The organism is Pseudooceanicola nitratireducens (assembly GCF_900109195.1).
GTDB lineage: Bacteria > Pseudomonadota > Alphaproteobacteria > Rhodobacterales > Rhodobacteraceae > Pseudooceanicola > Pseudooceanicola nitratireducens.
Window position 1 is genome coordinate 135,295 of record NZ_FNZG01000001.1, and the last position, 17,700, is coordinate 152,994.

The window sequence follows — 17,700 nt, forward strand, 5'->3', positions numbered from 1 at the left end:
AGCCCTGCATTTCCGGCCCGAAGCTTCTGTCTGCCGCCCCGCTGGTTGCTGCAATGCAGCTTCCTCAATCCAGCCGTTGGCGAAAGTCGCAGTTTAACGATAGGCTGATCGTCTTTCTGCTGGCGCCATTTGGCATGAGTTAATGCCTATGGTAGGTCTTTGACTTCACTTCGAAAGGGCTCTGGGATGTCGAAAAAGCTGATAGAAGAGATCAGTAGTGGTGAATACGGTAATCCACTAAAGCCATTCCATAGGGATGCCATGCTTGACTTAATTCTGGCATGGGGATCATTGGATGGAGCGCTAACTATGCTCGTGTCTGCGTTTACAGGCGAAGATCTACATGCAACTGCTAGCCGTTTAATGAAGGTGAAAGGTACAGCAAAAATATTGGAAATCGCCCGATTGCTTGAAGAGCATGACCGCGAATCTCAGATCGCAAAAAACTTTAGAAAATTGAAAAAACGCTACGAGAAACACTCAAGACCACGAAACCGCATCGCACACGGCCACTGTGCCGGTTACCTACTAGCCGATGAACAGTACTTGGTGTTCGCAGTCGCCGAGCCGGAAGGCGAGGACCAAATGGTTGCTGAGGCGATCCCCGTTGAGGAGATAATTGCCGCTAAAAGGTTTGGAGAAACACTCACCGCATTCGCCGCGCAAACCGCAGAAAGGCTCTGTGCTACTCGTGCGACATGAAGACTTGGGAGGGCCTTGCGTCTGTAAGATGGCAAAGCTGGTAAGAACGTAGATCAAAATCCACGCAGCAGAATCCCTGCAGGGGCCCTGCTTCCGGACCGATTTGCTCGGCCCACAACCGACATTTGCGACCAACTGGATAACGTCCGGTCCAAGCCTGCTGCTAACCTTTGCAAATTCAGAAACCGCATGCGTAGCGGATCCTCGAGTGTTAATTAGCTCTGAACCCATAAATCATCTACTTCGCAAAGATATATCCCTTCGCGCCGCGTAGTCTCTGATGAGACGTATCGTCTCCTCAGGCCTTGCAACTTTTTCCAATCTTGTCGCTTTCCTTGGATTCGAGCGAGGCGAGCTGTGTCTATATAAAGGGCAAGTTCTAGCCCTGCGCCTTTCTCGCCAATATGCGCAAACTTGCATTGGCCTCCTTTCGCGTCTGAGAGGCGATCTTCCATTTCCGAGAGGGAGTTCAGAGCTTGTGCGAGGGACGCTTCTGTCAAATCACGCACGACTTGGTGCAAGGTAAATAGGCTTTCAACAAAGCCCCTAGTGAACATCTTGAGGTCGATACCTTCAGCACTCAGTTCTTCAATCTCGTCTCTTGTCGCTCTTCTTATCTTTTCTGACGCAACTAAGGGTTGGGTGCGAATATGAGGACTGCATGTAAGTCTCCGTCGCCAAGGTTCCCCATCTTTCAGCCGGCCTGACGACGTTTCATTCTTGAAAGAAATCGGGAACCCCGCGATCGGAAGCTTGTCGTGTATCGAAAAATTTCTTAGAGCACACATCACCCTGTAAGATAGATCAGAGTCGAAGACTGCTTTTCTGCGCGGGTCGTATGCTTCCCAATCAAATCCCGGTATGCTCGCGCTCTTCGCAAGCCTCTCCATTCGTTCAGAATAAGCGCCAGCAGCGGTCAGAAGGGAAAGCAAGTTGAGATTGATTACCTCTCTCCAGTGATCAAAAAAATCATTGTGAGATGCGTAGTCGTCGTTCTCTAGGCTCCATTCAAGGCTGGCTGACATTAAGGTCTTTTCGAGATCTATGTATGAGCGGGCGATAAGGCTGAATGCCTCTTCAATGCTAAATGCCGCGGCTAGTACCTCGCGAGATTGTTTCGCCCTTTCATAATCATCTTTTGAAACGTCACAGCTGACACCACCAATAAAACCCTCAAAGACCTTGTATTCATTCGTCATCGGAATACCCATTATTTGTGCTCTAGTTCAATGCCCAGGCACGATAGCCTGTCTTCCTCGGCTTTGCAGTCATTGGTGCAGAGCGCAGCGAACGACCGCTAACCGCCCATCTAGGCACGAGCTGCCATGACAGAGTTACCGGTCGTCCCCCCGCGGCAAACCCTCACCAATACTGCACGACTGAAACTATTGCCCCCCCAAAAAGAAAATCGGCCCCAAAGGGCCGACCTTCCCATTCCCAACACTACAAATTCAAACCGACCCGATCGCCGTATCAAACGCGTCGATCATGATCTGCACCTCGGCCTCGGTGATGATCAGCGGAGGCGACATCATGATGTTGGGCGGTGCGGGGCGGACCATGGCACCAGCCTCGTAGACGCGTTTCTGGATCGTCTTGACCGTATCCGCGTCCAGGGGCGTCTTGGTGGCGCGGTCCGACACGAATTCAATCGCGGTCATCAGCCCATGGCCGCCGCGCACGTCGCCGATGATGTCGTACTTCTCCTTCAGGCCCATCAGCCCGTCGTACAGCTGCGTGCCGCGCGCGGCGGCGTTGGTCTTGGTGTCCAGGCGCAGGGTTTCCGACAGGCAGGCGGTGACCGCAGCCGCCCCGACCGGGTGCGCCGAATAGGTATAGCCGTGCCAGATCGCGGCATTGCCGCTCTGGTCCTGCTCGAACACCTCGGCTACCTCTTCCGACACCAGTGCCGCGCCGACCGGGAAATAGGCCGAGGTGATGCCCTTGGCCACCGACATCAGGTCGGGCTTCACGCCCCAGTGGCGCGATCCGCTCCAGTCTCCGGTGCGTCCGAAACCGCAGATCACCTCGTCCGCGATCATCAGGATGCCGTAGCGGGTGCAGATCTCGCGCATCAGTTTCATGAAGCTGGGATCGGGCACCAGCACGCCGCCGGCGCCCAGGATCGGCTCCATGATGAAGGCGGCGATGGTGTCGGGGCCCTGGAATTCGATCTCGTCCACCAGTTCGGCTGCGATCTTCTGCGCCAGCCTGGCCGGGTCGGCTTCGTCATAGGGGTTGCGATAGGGGTAGGGCGCGGTGATGTGGAAACAGCCCGGCAGAAGCGGTTCATACCCGATGCGGAAGCGGTTGTTGCCGTTCACGCTGGCCCCGCCGAAATGCGTGCCGTGATAGCCCTTTTTCAGCGACAGGAACTTGGTCCGCTGCGGCTGGCCCTTGATGCGGTGATAATTCCGCGTCAGCCGCAGGCAGGTGTCGACGGAATCCGACCCGCCCGAGGTGAAGAAGACCCGGCCGATGCCGTCTTCGGCAAAGAACTCCTGCACCGCGACCGAGGCTTCGATTGCCGCGGGGTTGGTCGATCCGGCGAAGGCCGAGTAATAGGGCAGCTGCGCCAGCTGGTCCGAGATCGCCTGTTTCACCACATCGTTCGAATAGCCCAGGTTGGCGCACCACAGCCCGCCCACGCCGTCGACCACCGAATGGCCGTCGATGTCGAAGATGCGCGATCCTTCGGCTTTCGTGATGATGGTCGGCGGGTTCGCCATGCTGTCGCCGGGGGCGCCCATGGGATGCCACAGGGCCTTTGCATTATGTTCCTTGAGGAAATTGTCGTCCTTCATGGATCACCTCCTTGTTGTGGCGGAAGGCTACGCCCTTCGCGCGAAGTGTCCAGTGGGCAAATGACCCAAGGAAGGTCTGCCGGTGCAGCGCCGTGTGTGCGGGGCTGTCCCCGCTGTCGATCCCCCGCCGATCCACTGTCGACCCCGGCACCGCAAACGAAAACACCCTGCCGGTTGGGGCAGGGCGTTCCGTGACTTGTGAAATCAGGCGGGGAAAGGGCGCGATCAGGCGTTCGGCAGGATCACGATCTCGACCCGGCGGTTCTGGGCGCGGCCCTCGGGGGTCAGGTTGGAGGCACGCGGCTGATCTTCGCCCCGGCCGAACGACTGGATCCGGCCCGAGGACACGCCGTTTTGCACCAGCACATTGGCGACCGAATTGGCACGGCGGGCCGAAAGCTGCTGGTTGTAACCCGCGTCACCGGTGTTGTCGGTATGGCCGATCACCTGGACGGTGGTGTTGGGGTATTCGTTCAGGCTGCGCGCCACGGTGGCCAGATCGCCGGTCAGGTCGGCGCGCAGGGTGGCGCTGTCGGTGGCGAACAGGATGTCCTGCGGCATGGTCACGATCAGGCGGTCGCCGGTGTTGACGATTTGGACGTTGTTGCCCAGCTGACCGCGCAGCGCGGCTTCCTGACGGTCAAGGTAGTCGCCATAGGCGGCCCCGGCCAGCGCACCGGCGGCGGCCCCGATGATGGCGCCCTTCTTGCTGTCCTTGGACAGCGCGGCCCCGGCGATCGCGCCGAAGGTCGCCCCGCCAAGCGCACCCGTGCGGGTGTTCTGGCGACCGTCGTTCTGGTTCATGTCCGTGCAGGCGGTGGTGACCAGAAGGGTCGCCGCGGACAGGGCAAGGACGGGACGGGTGAAAAAGTTGCGCTGTGCGGCGATGGTGCGGGTCATGGTGGCCTCTTGCAGGTCGGTCAATTCTTGCCGCAGGAATGACTATTCCCGCGTTACAGTCAAAACACTTTACCGCGCAAAAGGTTCCAAGCGCCTTTTCGCCGAAGCGTTTTAACCCCCGCTTAACCGCCTGAACCCCGGCCTGAACCCCGGCCTGATCGCCGGTCAGCCTGCCAGCGCGGTCCTGGCCGCGGGGTCCGCCTGCGCGCTTTCCCAGGCCAGCATGGCGCGTTTCACCGGCGTGCCCCAATGATAGCCGCCCAGGCCCCCGGTGGACCGCAGCACCCGGTGGCAGGGGATCAGCCAGCTGACCGGGTTGCGCCCCACGGCGGTGCCCACGGCGCGCACGGCGCGGGGCGATCCGATGCTGCGCGCGATCTCGCCATAGGTGGAGACCTGGCCCGTGGGGATCCGCAGCAGCGCCTCCCAGACCTTGATCTGGAAGGGTGCGCCGATCATCTGCACCCGCGTCTCTCCGGCTTGGCCAAAGGCGGCCTCGGCCCAGGGGCGCAGCAGCGCGGTGTCTTCGTGGAACTGCGCGCCGGGCCAGCGAGTGGTCAGATCGTGCCAGACCGCGTCGCGGCCCATCTCGGCGGTGAAGCCGATGCCGCTGATGCCGCGATCGGTGCCAAAGACCAGCGCCTCACCAAAGGGGGTGTCCAGCGTGGCATGGGCCATGCGCAGCCCTGCGCCGCCACTGGCGAAATCGCCGGGGCTCATCGCCTCCCATCTGATGAACAGATCGTGCAGCCGCCCGGTGCCCGACAGACCCGCGCCGGCGGCGGCATCCAGCGTGGTGAACTTCTCTCGCAGCAGGGCCTTGGCATGGCCAAGCGCCAGGTATTGCTGGAACCGCTTCGGGCTGACCCCGGCCCAGGCCGAAAAGAGACGCTGAAAATGCGCCGGGCTCATCCCCGTGGCGGCGGCCAGCGCCTCTAGCGATTGCGGTGCCTCGGACTGGTCGATCGCCTCGATCGCGCGGCGGATAACCTGATAGTGGTAGCCCTTATCTGGGTCCGTGTCTGGTTGGATGTTCGGCATGGCGGCGGTCCTTTCGGGATCCAATCTAAGCCGCCGCAGGGCAGGGCGCGACCCGGAACCTGCGGGTTCTTTGGGCCGGGCGGTCGACGGGCCCGTCGATGACGCACCGGCCGAAAGGCGTTCCGCGCTTGCCCCACCCTTGTTTCCAAGCAATAACCGCCCCCATGGCCAAGCAACTGCCCTATCAGACCCTGACCGAGATCTTCCAGCGGTTCGCCGCGGCCGAGCCCGAGCCGAAAGGCGAGCTGGATCACGTCAACGTCTATACCCTTGTCGTCGCCGTGGCGCTGTCGGCGCAGGCGACCGATGCGGGCGTGAACAAGGCCACGGCCAAGCTGTTCAAGATCGCCGACACGCCGCAGAAGATGCTCGACCTTGGCGAAGAAGGCCTGATCGAGCACATCAAGACCATCGGCCTGTTCCGGCAAAAGGCCAAGAACGTGATGAAAACCGCCCGTATCCTGGTCGAGGACTACGGAGGAGAGGTCCCATCCTCTCGCGCGGCCCTGCAATCCCTGCCGGGGGTGGGCCGCAAGACCGCGAACGTGGTGCTGAACATGTGGTGGGGCCATCCGGCACAGGCCGTCGACACCCATATCTTCCGCGTCGGCAACCGATCCGGCATCGCGCCGGGCAAGGACGTGGACGCGGTCGAACGCGCCATCGAAGACAATATCCCCGCCGAATATCAACGCCACGCGCATCACTGGCTGATCCTGCACGGACGCTATACCTGCGTGGCCCGGAAACCCAAATGCGCGGCCTGCCTGATCCGCGACCTCTGCGAATTCGAGGAGAAAACCCTGTGAAATATGACGTGATCGCCATCGGCAACGCCGTGATGGACGTGATTGCCCCGGTCGACGAATACTTCCTGTCGGAAATGGCGATCCAGAAGGGCATCATGCAGCTGGTCGAACTGGAACGGGCCGAGATGCTGTACCACGCCATGGGCGAACACCGGCAGATCCCCGGCGGGTCGGTCGCCAATACCATGGCCGGCTGCAGCAACCTTGGCCTGAAGACCGCCTTTATCGGCAAGGTCGCCGACGACGCCGTGGGCCGCGCCTATGTCGAAGGCACCGAGGCCGCCGGCACCCATTGCCCGAACGCGCCCGAGCGCGAGGCGCGGCTGCCCTCGTCCCGGTCGATGATCTTCGTGTCGCGCGATGGCGAACGGTCGATGAACACCTACCTTGGGATTTCGTCCGAAGTCGGCCCCAAGGACGTGCCCGAGGATGTCTGCAACGAGGCGCGGATCCTGTTCCTCGAAGGCTATCTCTACGACAAGGACAAGGGCAAGCAGGCGTTTGAAACCGCGGCCCGCCTGACCCGCAACGCCGGCGGCATGGCCGGGATCGCCCTGTCCGATCCCTTCTGCGTCGACCGTCACCGCGGCGATTTTCGTAAGCTGGTCAAGGAGCTCGACTACGTGATCGGCAACGAACACGAATGGAAATCGCTGTACCAGACCGATGACCTGTCGACCGCGCTGGAAAAGGCCGCCGGGGACAGCGGGCTGATCGTCTGCACCCGGTCCGGCCACGACGTGGCCATCGTGCGCGGCAACGATCACGCGCAGGTCCCGGTGAAAGAGGTCAAGCCCGTCGATGCCACCGGCGCGGGCGACCAGTTCGCCGCCGGTTTCCTGTATGGGCTGGCCACGGGCAAGGATCTTGCGACCTCGGGCCGGATGGGCTGTGTCGCCGCCGGAGAGGTGATTTCCCACTACGGTGCCCGTCCCGAGACCGACCTGAAAGAGCTTTTCCGCAAGGAAGGCCTGCTCTGACCCGAGGTGCCTCTTGCCTTTCTGCCTGTCCCGCGACCAGATGTGGGGCATGGATATGGATAAAGACATCGAGACCGGTTTGAACTTCGTCACGCCCGACGCGCCCGCCCCCGAGGCCTTCGACACCCCGAAAGAGGCCGTCGACCGGCTGAACGCGCTTTATGATCAGGCCACGGCCTTCCTGCAGGGCGAATTCATGGCCGCGATGCGCAAGGGCCAGCCTGCCACGCGCATCCGCGCCTTCTATCCCGAAGTGCGGATCACCACGACGACGTTTTCCAAGATCGACAGCCGCCTGTCCTTCGGCCATGTGCCCGCGCCCGGCACCTATGCCGCGACGATCACGCGCCCCGACCTGTTCCGCAACTACCTGGAACAGCAGATCGCCCTGCTGATCAAGAACCACAACGTGCCCGTGGTGGTCGGCCCGTCCTCGACCCCGATGCCGGTGCATTTCGCCGTCGCCCGCGACAGCGGGCTGACCGTACCGCAGGAAGGGGCCGCCAGCTTCCCGCTGCGCGATGTCTTCGACGTGCCGGACCTGGACACCACCAACGACGACATCGTCAACGGCACCTTTGTGCCCCAGGCGGGCGATCCGCTGCCGCTGGCCCCCTTTACCGCGCAGCGCGTGGATTATTCCCTGGCCCGTCTGGCGCATTACACCGCCACCGACCCCGATCATTTCCAGAACCACGTGCTGTTCACGAACTACCAGTTCTACGTCAGCGAATTCGAGGCCTTCGCCCGCCGGATGCTGGCCGACAAGTCCAGCGGCTACACGTCCTTCGTGTCGACCGGTAACGCCGAGATCACCGATCCCCTGGGGGAGCTTCCGGCCTCGCCCCGGATGCCGCAGATGCCGACCTATCACCTGAAACGGCCCAATTCCGCAGGGATCACCCTGGTCAACATCGGCGTGGGCCCGTCCAACGCGAAAACCGCGACGGACCACATCGCCGTGCTGCGCCCCCATGCCTGGCTGATGGTCGGCCACTGCGCGGGCCTGCGCAATTCCCAGTCGCTTGGCGATTTCGTCCTGGCCCATGCCTATCTGCGCGAAGACAAGGTGCTGGACGACGATCTGCCCGTCTGGGTGCCGATCCCGGCGCTGGCCGAAATCCAGATCGCCCTGGAAGAGGCGGTCGAGAAAGAGACCGAGCTTCAGGGCTATGACCTCAAGCGGATCATGCGGACGGGCACGGTTGCCACGCTAGACAACCGCAACTGGGAGCTGCGCGAGACATCCGGCCCGGTGCAGCGCCTGTCGCAGTCCCGCGCCGTGGCGCTGGACATGGAAAGCGCGACGATCGCCGCCAACGGCTTCCGCTTCCGCGTGCCCTATGGGACGCTACTGTGCGTGTCCGACAAGCCCCTGCATGGGGAATTGAAGCTTCCGGGCATGGCCAGCGACTTCTACAAGACCCAGGTTTCGCGCCATCTGATGATAGGGATTCGCGCCATGGAAACCCTTAGGGACATGCCGTTGGAGCGGATTCACAGCCGGAAACTGCGATCTTTCGACGAAACGGCCTTCCTTTAACGAAAAAAGTGCTGTTTTTAAGGGAAATCGGAGTGAATTGGCGTCACTATTTCTTGTGTCACAACACTACATCCGGTTAAATGCCTTGGACCAAGCCCAACCAATCGGGCAATAAGCAAGGAGACCAGAAATGGCAAAACCTCTGACAAAGACCCAACTGGTGGCGGCTCTGGCCGAGGAACTGGGTTCTGACAAGAAATCCGCAACCGCTGCTCTGGACGCGATTGCAAACATCATCACCAAGGAAGTCGCCGGCGGCGGTGCCGTTGCGATCCCCGGTGTTGGCAAATTCTACTGCCGTGAGCGCCCCGAGCGCATGGTGCGCAACCCCGCCACCAACGAGCAGATCAAGAAAGAAGCCGACAAAGTGGTCAAGGTGACCATCGCGAAGGCCCTGAAAGACAGCGTGAACAGCTGATCTTGCAGAGATCGGGGGCATTCAACACTTGTCCCCGGTAAGAGTTTTCGAAAGGGTCGCCTGAAAAGGCGGCCCTTTCCTTTTGGCATGCGGTCCACGCCGAAATCCAGGCCCGCCGCGGGCCGCAGAACGGGACGATATCAATGGATCTGCGCGCAATCGGATTGGGGCTGGCCTTTGCCTTCATGTGGTCCTCGGCCTTCACCTCGGCCCGGATCATCGTGGCGGATGCGCCGCCGCTGATGTCGCTGTCGCTGCGCTTCCTGATCTCGGGGCTTCTGGGCATCGCCATCGCCCGCGCCATGGGCCAGACCTGGCGTCTGACCCGGCCGCAGTGGAAATCGACCTTCATCTTCGGGATCTGCCAGAACGCGCTGTACCTTGGGTTGTTCTTCGTCGCCATGCAGCGGATCGAGGCCTCCTTGGCCGCGATCATCGCCGCCGCCATGCCGCTGTTTGTCGGGCTGGCGGGCCGGCTGTTCCTGGGCGACCGCCTGCGGCCCGTGGCGGTGCTGGGGCTGGTCCTGGGCATGGGGGGCGTGGCGCTGATCATGGGCAGCCGCCTGACCGGCGGCGCGGATCCCCTCGCCATCGGGCTGTGCATCATCGGCACGCTGGCGCTGACCGTGGCGACTCTGTCGGTGCGCGGGGCCAGCGCGGGCGGCAACGTGCTGATGATTGTCGGGCTTCAGATGCTGGTCGGGGCCGCCGCCCTGGCCGTTGTCGCCGCCTTTACCGAGGACTGGCAGGTCACCTGGTCCACGCCGCTGATCGTGGCCTTCTTCTACACCACCCTGGTGCCGGGCCTTGCCGCGACCTTCACCTGGTTCGTGCTTGTCAATCGCATCGGCGCGATCCGGGCGGCGACCTTCCATTTCCTCAACCCCTTCTTCGGGGTGTTGATCGCCGCCATCGTCCTGGGCGAGGCGGTCGGCCTGCTGGATATCTTCGGCGCGCTGATCATCGCGCTTGGCATCCTGGCGGTGCAATTGTCGAAACAGGCTCAGGCCCGGCCTGTCCCCGCCCATGCGGCCGAGCCGCCCGCCAAGACCGTCAGCTGAAACATTCCTGACGGCCGCGTCAGCGGGCGTCAGAGAATGTTATAAAATCCGCGGCGGATAACGCATTCGTCAGGTGACGCGGGGCAGGCGGCTGCGCCACCATGGGGTCATGGAACTTGTCTTCGGATACCTCGCGGGGCTGCTGACCCTGATCAACCCCTGCGTCCTGCCGGTGCTGCCGATCGTGCTGGGCTCGGCCCTGCAGGCCAGCCCGCGCGGGCCGCTGGCGCTGGCGGCGGGCATGTCGGTCAGCTTCGTCGTGCTGGGCGTGGCGGTGGCCGCCTTCGGCTATGCCCTGGGTCTTGATGCCGATACGATTGCGCAAGGCGGGGCGGTCCTGATGATCGGCTTTGGCCTGATCCTGCTGGTCCCGCGCTTTTCCATGGCCTTTTCGTCCGCCACCGCTGGCATGGCCGCCGGGGCCGATACCCGTATTTCCCGCATTCAAAGCACCGGGGCCCGGGGGCAGTTCCTGGGCGGCCTGCTGCTTGGCGCAGTCTGGAGCCCCTGCGTCGGCCCGACCCTGGGCGGGGCCATTTCGCTGGCCTCTCAGGGCGGGTCTCTGGTTTGGGCCTCCGCGATCATGATGGCCTTTGCCGCCGGGGTCGCCACGCTGATCATAGGGCTGGGATACGGCGCGCGCGCCCTGCTGACGCGACACCAGGCCACCATGCGCCGCATCGCCGAGGTCTCGCGCCCCGCGCTTGGCGTCATCTTCGTGGTGACTGGCCTGGCCATCCTGTTTCGCCTGCACCACCTGGCCGAGATCTGGGCGCTGAAGACCCTGCCGCCCTGGTTGCTTGACCTTTCGGTTTCCTTCTGACGTTCCACTGACCCGCCCTATCTTTCATCCATCCGCCAAGTTTCGCCCGACCGTCACCGCACCTATTTCCACCCCGAGGAGGACTTTACATGACACATCGCTTCCCGCCCCGCCGCGCCAACCCAACCCTTGGCCAGCCCGCCAGTAAGACCCAACCGCACCGGAACACCGTAATAGCGCAACCCTCGCCCGGGCTGACCCGCCGGGGCTTCGTGGCGCTCGGGGCCGCCGGTCTTCTGGTGCCTGCGCTGGCTTCTGGCGCAAAATCCGCGCCGCTGGATTACACGCCCGGGCTGGTCCAGGATCACCTTGCCGCCGGAGAAACCGTGTTCCTGGACTTCAAGGCCAGCTGGTGCACCACCTGCGCCGCGCAGGAACGTGTGCTAGACAAGCTGAAGGCCGAGAACCCGTCCTACGAACAGGTCATCACCTTCGTGAACGTCGACTGGGACACCTATGGCAAGGCCAAGTTCACCCAGGACCTGAAGATCCCGCGCCGCTCGACCCTTGTCGTGCTGAAGGGCGATGCCGAAATCGGTCGCCTGGTGGCCGAAACCCGCGAAGCCCAGATCAAGCAGCTGCTGGACGCCGCGCTGAACGCCGCCAGCGCCTGACTTCGGCCGCAGAAAGATCGACACCGTCCGACGCGCGCAGGCCAGTGCCCTGGCCGGCGCGTGCCGCGAAGCATCAGGGGCTGTCGTCGCGCGGGCCGTCCAGAACGGAAACCTCAACCTCGGGCGGCGGATCAAGGGGCGTGGCCTGGGGATCCTGCCATCGCCCGGGATCCTGCAGCATCGGCGCGGGCGGCAGATCCAGCGCGAACCAGCCCAGCAGCCAGGCCAAGGATCCGGCCAGAACGGCCACCGACAGCAGGCTCGCGCCCAGGGTTTCGTGATCCGCATCCTGTCGCATCTCATCCTCCTTGCCAGATACAGGGCGATCCTGCGGCAAGGGGGTGAAGATTTCGTCAACGTGGTCGGATCAAACGACCGTCCACCGGAAAATCCTAGACCAGCAGGACCAGCGCCAGGTTGATGGTCAGGAAGGACAGCCCCGTCGCCAGCATCAGCGCCAGCGAGGCCAGGCCTTCGTGCCCCACCTCCTGCGCGAAAAGCGTGAAGATCGCGAACATCGGCAGACAGCCGGTCAGCAGCACACCGATCCGCAGTTCCGGCCCAAGCGCGGGCCAGCCAAGCGCGGCAAACAGCGCGATGGCGCAGAAGATCATCAGCGGATGGATCAGCAGCTTGGTCCCCGCGATCAGGCTGGCCAGCCGCAGGTCACCGCGCAGGTTCAGCCCGACCAGGGACCCGCCGATCACGGTCAGCGCCAAAGGCGACGCCGCGGTGCCCAGGATGCCGGTGAACCTTTCGATCACCGAAGGCAGCTCGACCCCCGCAAGCACCGTCGCCATCCCAAGGATCAGCCCGATGATCAGCGGCCGGCGCAGCACCGACAGGATGATCTGCCCGGCCAGCTTCAGCGGCGGCAGCTTGGCCTCTCCGTCCTCGCGGGCGCTGCCCAGCAGGGTCAGCCCGATCGGGGTCAGCAGGAAATTCTCGATCAGCAGGTTCATCGCCAGCACCGGCGCGGCATGGTCGGGAATGACCATCAGGAAGATCGGATAACCCAGGAAGGCCGAATTCGGCGTGGCCGAGGCCAGGACGGCCAGCGCCCGCCGCTTCGGCCCCGCCTGCTGCATCCGGGCCAAGCCCCACATCAGGGCATGGGTGGCCAGTCCGGCGATCGCCAGGGTGCCCAGGTAGGATGCGTCGATCACCTCGGCAAAGTCGCGCCCGGCGACGGCATGGAACAACGCGCAGGGCAGGGCGATCATCATCGTGTAATCGCCAAGCGCGCGCATGGTGTCGCGGCTGAAGGGGCCATAGCGGACGGCAAGGAACCCGACGGCAATGATGGCAAAGATCGGAAGGGTGATCGAAAGGACCGAAAGCACCTTAGCCGATCTTTCCGCCGGCGTCCCCGATCTGGCCGCGATGCAGCAGCAGGTGATCCAGGATCACGCAGGCCATCATCGCCTCGCCCACGGGGACGGCGCGGATGCCGACACAGGGGTCATGGCGGCCCTTGGTGATGATCTCGGTCGCCTCGCCCGACTTGGTGATCGTCTGGCGCGGCTTCAGGATCGACGAGGTCGGTTTGACGGCGAACCGCACGACAACGTCCTGCCCGGTGGAGATCCCGCCCAGGATCCCGCCCGCATGGTTACTGGAATAGACCGGCTGGCCGTCATTCCCCATGAAGATCTCGTCGGCATTGGCCTCTCCGGTCAGTTCGGCCGCCGCCATGCCTTCGCCGATCTCGACACCCTTCACGGCGTTGATCGACATCATCGCCGCCGCCAGGTCGGTGTCCAGCTTGCCGTAGATCGGTGCCCCAAGGCCCGCCGGAACGCCCCGCGCCACGACCTCGACCACTGCGCCTACGGAATTGCCCGACTTGCGCAGGGCGTCCAGGTAATCGGCCCAGTCCCCGGCGGCCTGGGCGTCGGGCACCCAAAACGGGTTCTGCTCGATCTGGTCCCAGTCGAACCGGTCACGGTTCATCTTGTGCGGGCCCATCTGCACCATGTAGCCCTTGATCTCGATGCCCGGGGCCAGGTGATCCAGCGCGGCGCGCGCCAGCCCGCCTGCGGCCACCCTTGCCGCCGTTTCCCGGGCCGAAGATCGCCCGCCCCCGCGATAGTCGCGGATGCCGTATTTCTGCCAATAGGTGATGTCGGCATGGCCGGGGCGGAACTTCTCGGCGATCTCGGAATAATCCTTCGACCGCTGGTCCGTGTTGCGGATCATCAGCTGGACCGAGGTGCCGGTGGTCTTGCCCTCGAACACACCCGACAGGATCTCGACCTGGTCAGGCTCCTGCCGCTGCGTGGTATAGCGGTTCTGCCCGGGCTTCCGGCGATCCAGCCAATGCTGCAGCATCCCGGCATCCACCGCCACGCCCGGCGGCACGCCATCCACCGTCGCGCCAAGCGCGGGCCCGTGACTTTCGCCCCAGGTGGCGACGCGGAACAGGTGACCGAAGGAATTGAGAGACATGGCAGAAGCCCCTGAAAAGACGTTGCCACGGCCCTAACCCATAAGCCCCTCCGGTGCAATTCCGCCTTTTCGCCTGGCCCGCACCGGGTCCCGCGCCGCCCCCTCCGCCTCGCGCCCCCCGATCCCCATCATCTTGCCAGAAATACTCAACCACCCGGCCCGCCACCGCGTGCTCCGCTCTCTTGTCATCCCGGCGGTCAGCCACTAGTCTCCGCCGCACCTCGGGGTGCCCATTCGGGCTGAGATGCAATTCCGCGAACCCGTTGAACCTGAACCGGTTAACACCGGCGGAGGGAAGGCCAGGCCGCGTATCGCGACCCACTACTTTCTTTCGCCCGTTGCACTGAAGGAGGATGCCATGAAGCATCTGATCACCGCTGCGGGTCTTCTGCTGGCCACTGGGGCCATGGCAGAGGAAACCCCCGTCCTCACCATCTACACCTACGACAGCTTCGCCTCTGAATGGGGGCCGGGCCCGGCGCTGGAACAGGCGTTCGAGGCTGATTGCGCCTGCGATCTGCAATTCGTCACCGCCGGTGACGGCGCGGCGCTGCTGTCGCGCCTGCGGCTGGAAGGCGATGCCACCAAGGCCGACATCGTCCTCGGCCTGGACACCAACCTGACCGCCGCCGCCCGCGACACCGGGCTGTTCGCGCCGCATGGGGTCAGCGCTGACTATGCGCTGCCCGTGGCCTGGAACGATCCCGATTTCGTGCCCTTCGACTGGGGCTATTTCGCCTTCATCGGCAACCAGGGCGATCCCGCGCCCACGACCTTCCGCGATCTGGCCGACAGCGACCGCCGCATCCTGATCCAGGATCCGCGCTCCTCGACGCCCGGGCTGGGCCTGCTGCTCTGGGTGAAACAGGCCTACGGCGATGAGGCCCCCGCCATCTGGGAGGCCCTGTCGGACAATATCGTCACCGTGACCCCCGGCTGGTCCGAGGCCTACGGCATGTTCCTGGAAGGCGAAGGCGACCTGGTCCTGTCCTACACGACCTCGCCCGCCTACCACATCATCGCGGAAGAAGACGCCTCCAAGGTGGCTCTGCCCTTCGAGGAAGGCCACTACATGCAGATCGAGGTCGCGGGCCTCGTCGCGGGATCCGACAAGGCGGATCTGGCGAAATCCTTCCTGGCCTTCCTGGTCTCGGACGCGGCGCAATCGGTGATCCCGACGACCAACTGGATGTACCCGGCGGTTGAACCCTCGGCCGGCCTGCCCGAGGGCTTCGACATGCTGATCACGCCCGCGAAACCGCTGCTTATCGCGCCCGAGGACGTGCCCGCCACCCGTGACGCGGCGCTGGAAGAATGGCGCAACGCGCTGTCGCAATAAGCCCCGCATCGCCTGCGATGCTGCGTCTTGGCGGCGCGGCGGCCCTTCTGGTCGCCGCGCTGATCCTTGCCCCCCTGGCGGCCGTCCTGTGGCGGGCCGGCGGGGCCGGTTGGCCCGGTCCGGCGGACTGGGCCGCGCTGCGCTTCACCCTGTTGCAGGCCAGCCTGTCTGCGATCCTTTCGGCTGCTTTTGCGATCCCGGTCGCCCGTGCCCTGGCGCGGCGGCGGTTTGCGGGCCGTGCGGCGCTGATCACCCTGATGGGCGCGCCCTTCATCCTGCCGGTGATCGTGGCCATCGCCGGACTTCTGACGATCTTCGGTCGCAACGGGCTGGTGAACTCCGCCCTCGAGGCGCTAGGCCTGCCGCCGATCGACATCTTCGGTCTGCACGGCGTGCTTCTGGCCCATGTCTTCTTCAACCTGCCGCTGGCGGTACGCCTGCTGCTCGAGGGCTGGCGGGCGATTCCGGCGGAACACTTCCGCCTGGCCGCGCAGCTGGACCTGCCCCCCGCCACGATCTTCCGCACGCTGGAATGGCCGATGCTGCGCGCCCGGCTGCCCGGCATCTGCGCGGTGATCTTCGCCATCTGCCTCTCCAGCTTTGCCACCGTGCTGATCCTGGGCGGGGGGCCTGCCGCCACCAATGTCGAACTGGCGATCTACCAGGCCTTCACCTTTGATTTCGACCTGGGCCGCGCGGCGGTTCTGTCGGCGCTGCAACTGGTGATCGTCGCGGCGGCGGCGGTGCTGGCGCTGATCCTGGCGGGCAATGGCACGGCGGCACCGGGGCTGGACCGATTGGTCCAGCGATGGGACGGCGCGGGCGGGCTGCGCCTGTGGGACGCGGCCGTTCTGACCCTAGCCGCCGCATTCGTGGCCCTGCCGATCGCTTTGGTGCTGGGCCGGGGCGCGGCCTCGGTCCTTAGCCTGCCGGTGTCGATCTGGATGGCCGCCGGGGTGTCGCTGCTGGTCGCCCTGGCCTCGGCCGCAATCTCGGTCCTGCTGGCGCTGGCCCTTGCCCTGCCGCGCAGACGCCGGTTCGAGGCCGTGGGCCTGATGACACTCGCCGCCTCCCCCCTGGTGCTGGGCACGGGGCTGTTCCTGCTGATCCGGCCCTTCACCTTTCCCGGCAACCACGTGCTGGCCATCACCGCGCTGGTCAACGCGGCCATGGCGCTGCCCTTCGTGTTGCGCAGCCTCTCGCCCGAGATCCGCCAGATCGAGGCCACCTACGGCCGGCTGTCCGACAGCCTGGGCCTAGGCGGCTGGCACCGGTTCCGCTGGCTGCTGCTGCCGCGCCTGCGCCGTCCCCTCGGCTTTGCCACCGGGCTGGCGGCGGCCCTGTCCATGGGCGATCTGGGCGTGATCGCGCTGTTCCCCCCGCCCGAGGCCGCGACCCTGCCGCTTGAGATCTACCGCCTGCTCGGGGCCTACCGGACCGAGGCCGCGGCGGGTGCAAGCCTGATCCTCACCGCCCTCAGCTTCGGGCTGTTTCTTTTGTTCGACCGGATGGGACGCCATGCTGACACTTGACGGGCTGCGCCTGACCCAGGGCGGGTTTTCCCTGACCGCCGACTGGACTTTGCCAAAAGGCGCGCGGCTGGCGTTGATCGGGCCCTCGGGCGCGGGGAAATCCACGTTGCTTGCGGGGATCGCGGGGTTCCTCGCCCCCTTGCATGGGCGCGTCACCTGGGACGGCACCGACCTGACCGGTGTGCCCCCGGGCAAACGCCCCGTGGCGATGCTGTTCCAGGACGGCAACCTGCTGCCGCATCTGACGCTGGCGCAGAACGTCGGCCTTGGCCTGCGCCCCGATCTGCGGCTGACCTCTGACGACCGCGAAACGGTCTCATCGGCGCTGGCCCGCGTTGGACTGGCCGGGCTGGACGCCCGTCGCCCCGCCGCTCTGTCGGGCGGTCAGCAATCGCGCGCCGCGCTGGCCCGGGTGCTGGTGATGCGCCGGCCGATCCTGCTGCTGGACGAACCCTTTGCCGCGCTTGGTCCCGCCCTCAGGGCCGAGATGCTGGATTTGGTCAGCGCAGTATTGGGCGAGACCGGGGCGACGCTTCTGATGGTGACGCATGAGCCCGAGGATGCCGCCCGCATCACCGATCTGATCAGCGTGGTGGCGTCGGGCCGGGCCGAGCGACCCGTTCCGACGCAAGAGGCGCTGGACAACCCAGGCCCTGAATTGGGCGCCTATCTGGGGCGCTGAGGGG

General features: G+C 64.4%; 18 protein-coding genes and 1 riboswitch. Of the genes, 11 read left to right on the forward strand and 7 right to left on the reverse strand.

The window, feature by feature from the left end:
- Nucleotides 1–186: 186 nt before the first annotated feature.
- Nucleotides 187–702, forward strand: coding sequence for a hypothetical protein (locus BMX99_RS00680; RefSeq protein WP_093445887.1), 516 nt, complete (start codon nt 187–189; stop codon nt 700–702).
- Between the two features lie 215 nt (nt 703–917).
- On the opposite strand, the gene BMX99_RS19435 is transcribed toward BMX99_RS00680, so the two are convergent.
- The 4 genes from BMX99_RS19435 to BMX99_RS00695 form a co-directional block, all read right to left on the reverse strand.
- Entirely contained in the window at nt 918–1,913 is a 996-nt protein-coding gene (locus tag BMX99_RS19435) for a hypothetical protein (RefSeq protein ID WP_139199386.1), read from the reverse strand.
- Between the two features lie 240 nt (nt 1,914–2,153).
- The gene (locus tag BMX99_RS00685; protein ID WP_093445888.1) at nt 2,154–3,506 is read right to left on the reverse strand and encodes an aminotransferase class III-fold pyridoxal phosphate-dependent enzyme; all 1,353 of its coding nucleotides are present in this window, start codon (nt 3,504–3,506) and stop codon (nt 2,154–2,156) included.
- A gap of 225 nt (nt 3,507–3,731) precedes the next feature.
- The gene (locus BMX99_RS00690; protein WP_093448351.1) at nt 3,732–4,406 is read right to left on the reverse strand and encodes an OmpA family protein; all 675 of its coding nucleotides are present in this window, start codon (nt 4,404–4,406) and stop codon (nt 3,732–3,734) included.
- A 165-nt stretch (nt 4,407–4,571) separates the two neighbouring features.
- Nucleotides 4,572–5,447, reverse strand: coding sequence for a methylated-DNA--[protein]-cysteine S-methyltransferase (locus tag BMX99_RS00695; RefSeq protein WP_093445889.1), 876 nt, complete (start codon nt 5,445–5,447; stop codon nt 4,572–4,574).
- A 164-nt stretch (nt 5,448–5,611) separates the two neighbouring features.
- Here BMX99_RS00695 and nth point away from each other — a divergent pair, with 164 nt between their 5' ends.
- The 7 genes from nth to BMX99_RS00730 all read left to right on the forward strand — a co-directional run bounded on the left by nth (nt 5,612) and on the right by BMX99_RS00730 (nt 11,695).
- Nucleotides 5,612–6,256 (forward strand): endonuclease III, encoded by a 645-nt coding sequence (gene nth, locus BMX99_RS00700; RefSeq protein WP_093445890.1) that lies wholly within the window; start codon nt 5,612–5,614, stop codon nt 6,254–6,256.
- On the forward strand, nt 6,202–7,236 hold the full coding sequence (locus BMX99_RS00705; RefSeq protein WP_093445891.1) for an adenosine kinase: 1,035 nt from the start codon (nt 6,202–6,204) through the stop codon (nt 7,234–7,236). The genes nth and BMX99_RS00705 overlap by 55 nt, the downstream gene beginning before the upstream one ends.
- A 49-nt stretch (nt 7,237–7,285) precedes the next feature.
- Complete coding sequence (locus BMX99_RS00710; RefSeq protein ID WP_244525623.1) at nt 7,286–8,779, forward strand: AMP nucleosidase; 1,494 nt, start codon at nt 7,286–7,288, stop codon at nt 8,777–8,779.
- A 130-nt stretch (nt 8,780–8,909) separates the two neighbouring features.
- Nucleotides 8,910–9,197 carry an HU family DNA-binding protein gene (locus tag BMX99_RS00715; RefSeq protein ID WP_093445892.1) on the forward strand — a complete coding sequence of 96 codons (288 nt, stop codon included), beginning with the start codon at nt 8,910–8,912 and terminating at the stop codon, nt 9,195–9,197.
- Between the two features lie 143 nt (nt 9,198–9,340).
- The gene (locus BMX99_RS00720; RefSeq protein WP_093445893.1) at nt 9,341–10,258 is read left to right on the forward strand and encodes a DMT family transporter; all 918 of its coding nucleotides are present in this window, start codon (nt 9,341–9,343) and stop codon (nt 10,256–10,258) included.
- Nucleotides 10,259–10,331: 73 nt separating this feature from the next.
- The gene (locus BMX99_RS00725; RefSeq protein WP_322788126.1) at nt 10,332–11,081 is read left to right on the forward strand and encodes a cytochrome c biogenesis CcdA family protein; all 750 of its coding nucleotides are present in this window, start codon (nt 10,332–10,334) and stop codon (nt 11,079–11,081) included.
- An 89-nt stretch (nt 11,082–11,170) separates the two neighbouring features.
- On the forward strand, nt 11,171–11,695 hold the full coding sequence (locus tag BMX99_RS00730; protein WP_322788127.1) for a thioredoxin family protein: 525 nt from the start codon (nt 11,171–11,173) through the stop codon (nt 11,693–11,695).
- A 73-nt stretch (nt 11,696–11,768) separates the two neighbouring features.
- On the opposite strand, the gene BMX99_RS00735 is transcribed toward BMX99_RS00730, so the two are convergent.
- From BMX99_RS00735 to aroC, 3 genes are all read right to left on the reverse strand, one after another.
- Nucleotides 11,769–11,993, reverse strand: a complete 225-nt coding sequence (locus BMX99_RS00735; protein ID WP_093445895.1) for a hypothetical protein — start codon at nt 11,991–11,993, stop codon at nt 11,769–11,771.
- Nucleotides 11,994–12,087: 94 nt separating this feature from the next.
- Complete coding sequence (locus BMX99_RS00740; protein WP_170848809.1) at nt 12,088–13,038, reverse strand: AEC family transporter; 951 nt, start codon at nt 13,036–13,038, stop codon at nt 12,088–12,090.
- Between the two features lies 1 nt (nt 13,039).
- Entirely contained in the window at nt 13,040–14,143 is a 1,104-nt protein-coding gene (gene aroC / locus BMX99_RS00745; RefSeq protein WP_093445897.1) for a chorismate synthase, read from the reverse strand.
- Between the two features lie 212 nt (nt 14,144–14,355).
- Nucleotides 14,356–14,456: riboswitch (TPP riboswitch) on the forward strand.
- A 45-nt stretch (nt 14,457–14,501) separates the two neighbouring features.
- Between aroC and thiB the strand changes: the two genes are divergently transcribed.
- Genes thiB through BMX99_RS00760 form a run of 3 tightly spaced genes read left to right on the forward strand, consistent with a single transcriptional unit; the run spans nt 14,502 to nt 17,696 of the window.
- A complete protein-coding gene (thiB, locus tag BMX99_RS00750; RefSeq protein WP_093445898.1) occupies nt 14,502–15,482 on the forward strand; it encodes a thiamine ABC transporter substrate binding subunit in 981 nt (326 codons plus the stop codon).
- A complete protein-coding gene (locus BMX99_RS00755) occupies nt 15,458–17,014 on the forward strand; it encodes an ABC transporter permease family protein (protein WP_170848808.1) in 1,557 nt (518 codons plus the stop codon). Before thiB ends, BMX99_RS00755 begins: the two co-directional genes overlap by 25 nt.
- Nucleotides 17,001–17,696: a thiamine ABC transporter ATP-binding protein gene (locus BMX99_RS00760; protein WP_093445900.1), complete on the forward strand. Its 696-nt coding sequence runs from the start codon at nt 17,001–17,003 to the stop codon at nt 17,694–17,696. Before BMX99_RS00755 ends, BMX99_RS00760 begins: the two co-directional genes overlap by 14 nt.
- The last annotated feature ends 4 nt before the right edge of the window (nt 17,697–17,700 follow it).

Coding starts and splice junctions, on each gene's coding strand:
- BMX99_RS00715 (WP_093445892.1), top strand. CDS start 8,910: ATGGCAAAACCTCTGACAAAGACCCAACTGGTGGCGGCTCTGGCCGAG.
- aroC (WP_093445897.1), bottom strand. CDS start 14,143: ATGTCTCTCAATTCCTTCGGTCACCTGTTCCGCGTCGCCACCTGGGGC.
- BMX99_RS00755 (WP_170848808.1), top strand. CDS start 15,458: ATGGCGCAACGCGCTGTCGCAATAAGCCCCGCATCGCCTGCGATGCTG.
- BMX99_RS00695 (WP_093445889.1), bottom strand. CDS start 5,447: ATGCCGAACATCCAACCAGACACGGACCCAGATAAGGGCTACCACTAT.
- nth (WP_093445890.1), top strand. CDS start 5,612: ATGGCCAAGCAACTGCCCTATCAGACCCTGACCGAGATCTTCCAGCGG.
- BMX99_RS00720 (WP_093445893.1), top strand. CDS start 9,341: ATGGATCTGCGCGCAATCGGATTGGGGCTGGCCTTTGCCTTCATGTGG.
- BMX99_RS19435 (WP_139199386.1), bottom strand. CDS start 1,913: ATGGGTATTCCGATGACGAATGAATACAAGGTCTTTGAGGGTTTTATT.
- BMX99_RS00690 (WP_093448351.1), bottom strand. CDS start 4,406: ATGACCCGCACCATCGCCGCACAGCGCAACTTTTTCACCCGTCCCGTC.
- BMX99_RS00685 (WP_093445888.1), bottom strand. CDS start 3,506: ATGAAGGACGACAATTTCCTCAAGGAACATAATGCAAAGGCCCTGTGG.
- BMX99_RS00730 (WP_322788127.1), top strand. CDS start 11,171: ATGACACATCGCTTCCCGCCCCGCCGCGCCAACCCAACCCTTGGCCAG.
- thiB (WP_093445898.1), top strand. CDS start 14,502: ATGAAGCATCTGATCACCGCTGCGGGTCTTCTGCTGGCCACTGGGGCC.
- BMX99_RS00705 (WP_093445891.1), top strand. CDS start 6,202: ATGCGCGGCCTGCCTGATCCGCGACCTCTGCGAATTCGAGGAGAAAAC.
- BMX99_RS00710 (WP_244525623.1), top strand. CDS start 7,286: ATGGATATGGATAAAGACATCGAGACCGGTTTGAACTTCGTCACGCCC.
- BMX99_RS00735 (WP_093445895.1), bottom strand. CDS start 11,993: ATGCGACAGGATGCGGATCACGAAACCCTGGGCGCGAGCCTGCTGTCG.
- BMX99_RS00680 (WP_093445887.1), top strand. CDS start 187: ATGTCGAAAAAGCTGATAGAAGAGATCAGTAGTGGTGAATACGGTAAT.
- BMX99_RS00760 (WP_093445900.1), top strand. CDS start 17,001: ATGCTGACACTTGACGGGCTGCGCCTGACCCAGGGCGGGTTTTCCCTG.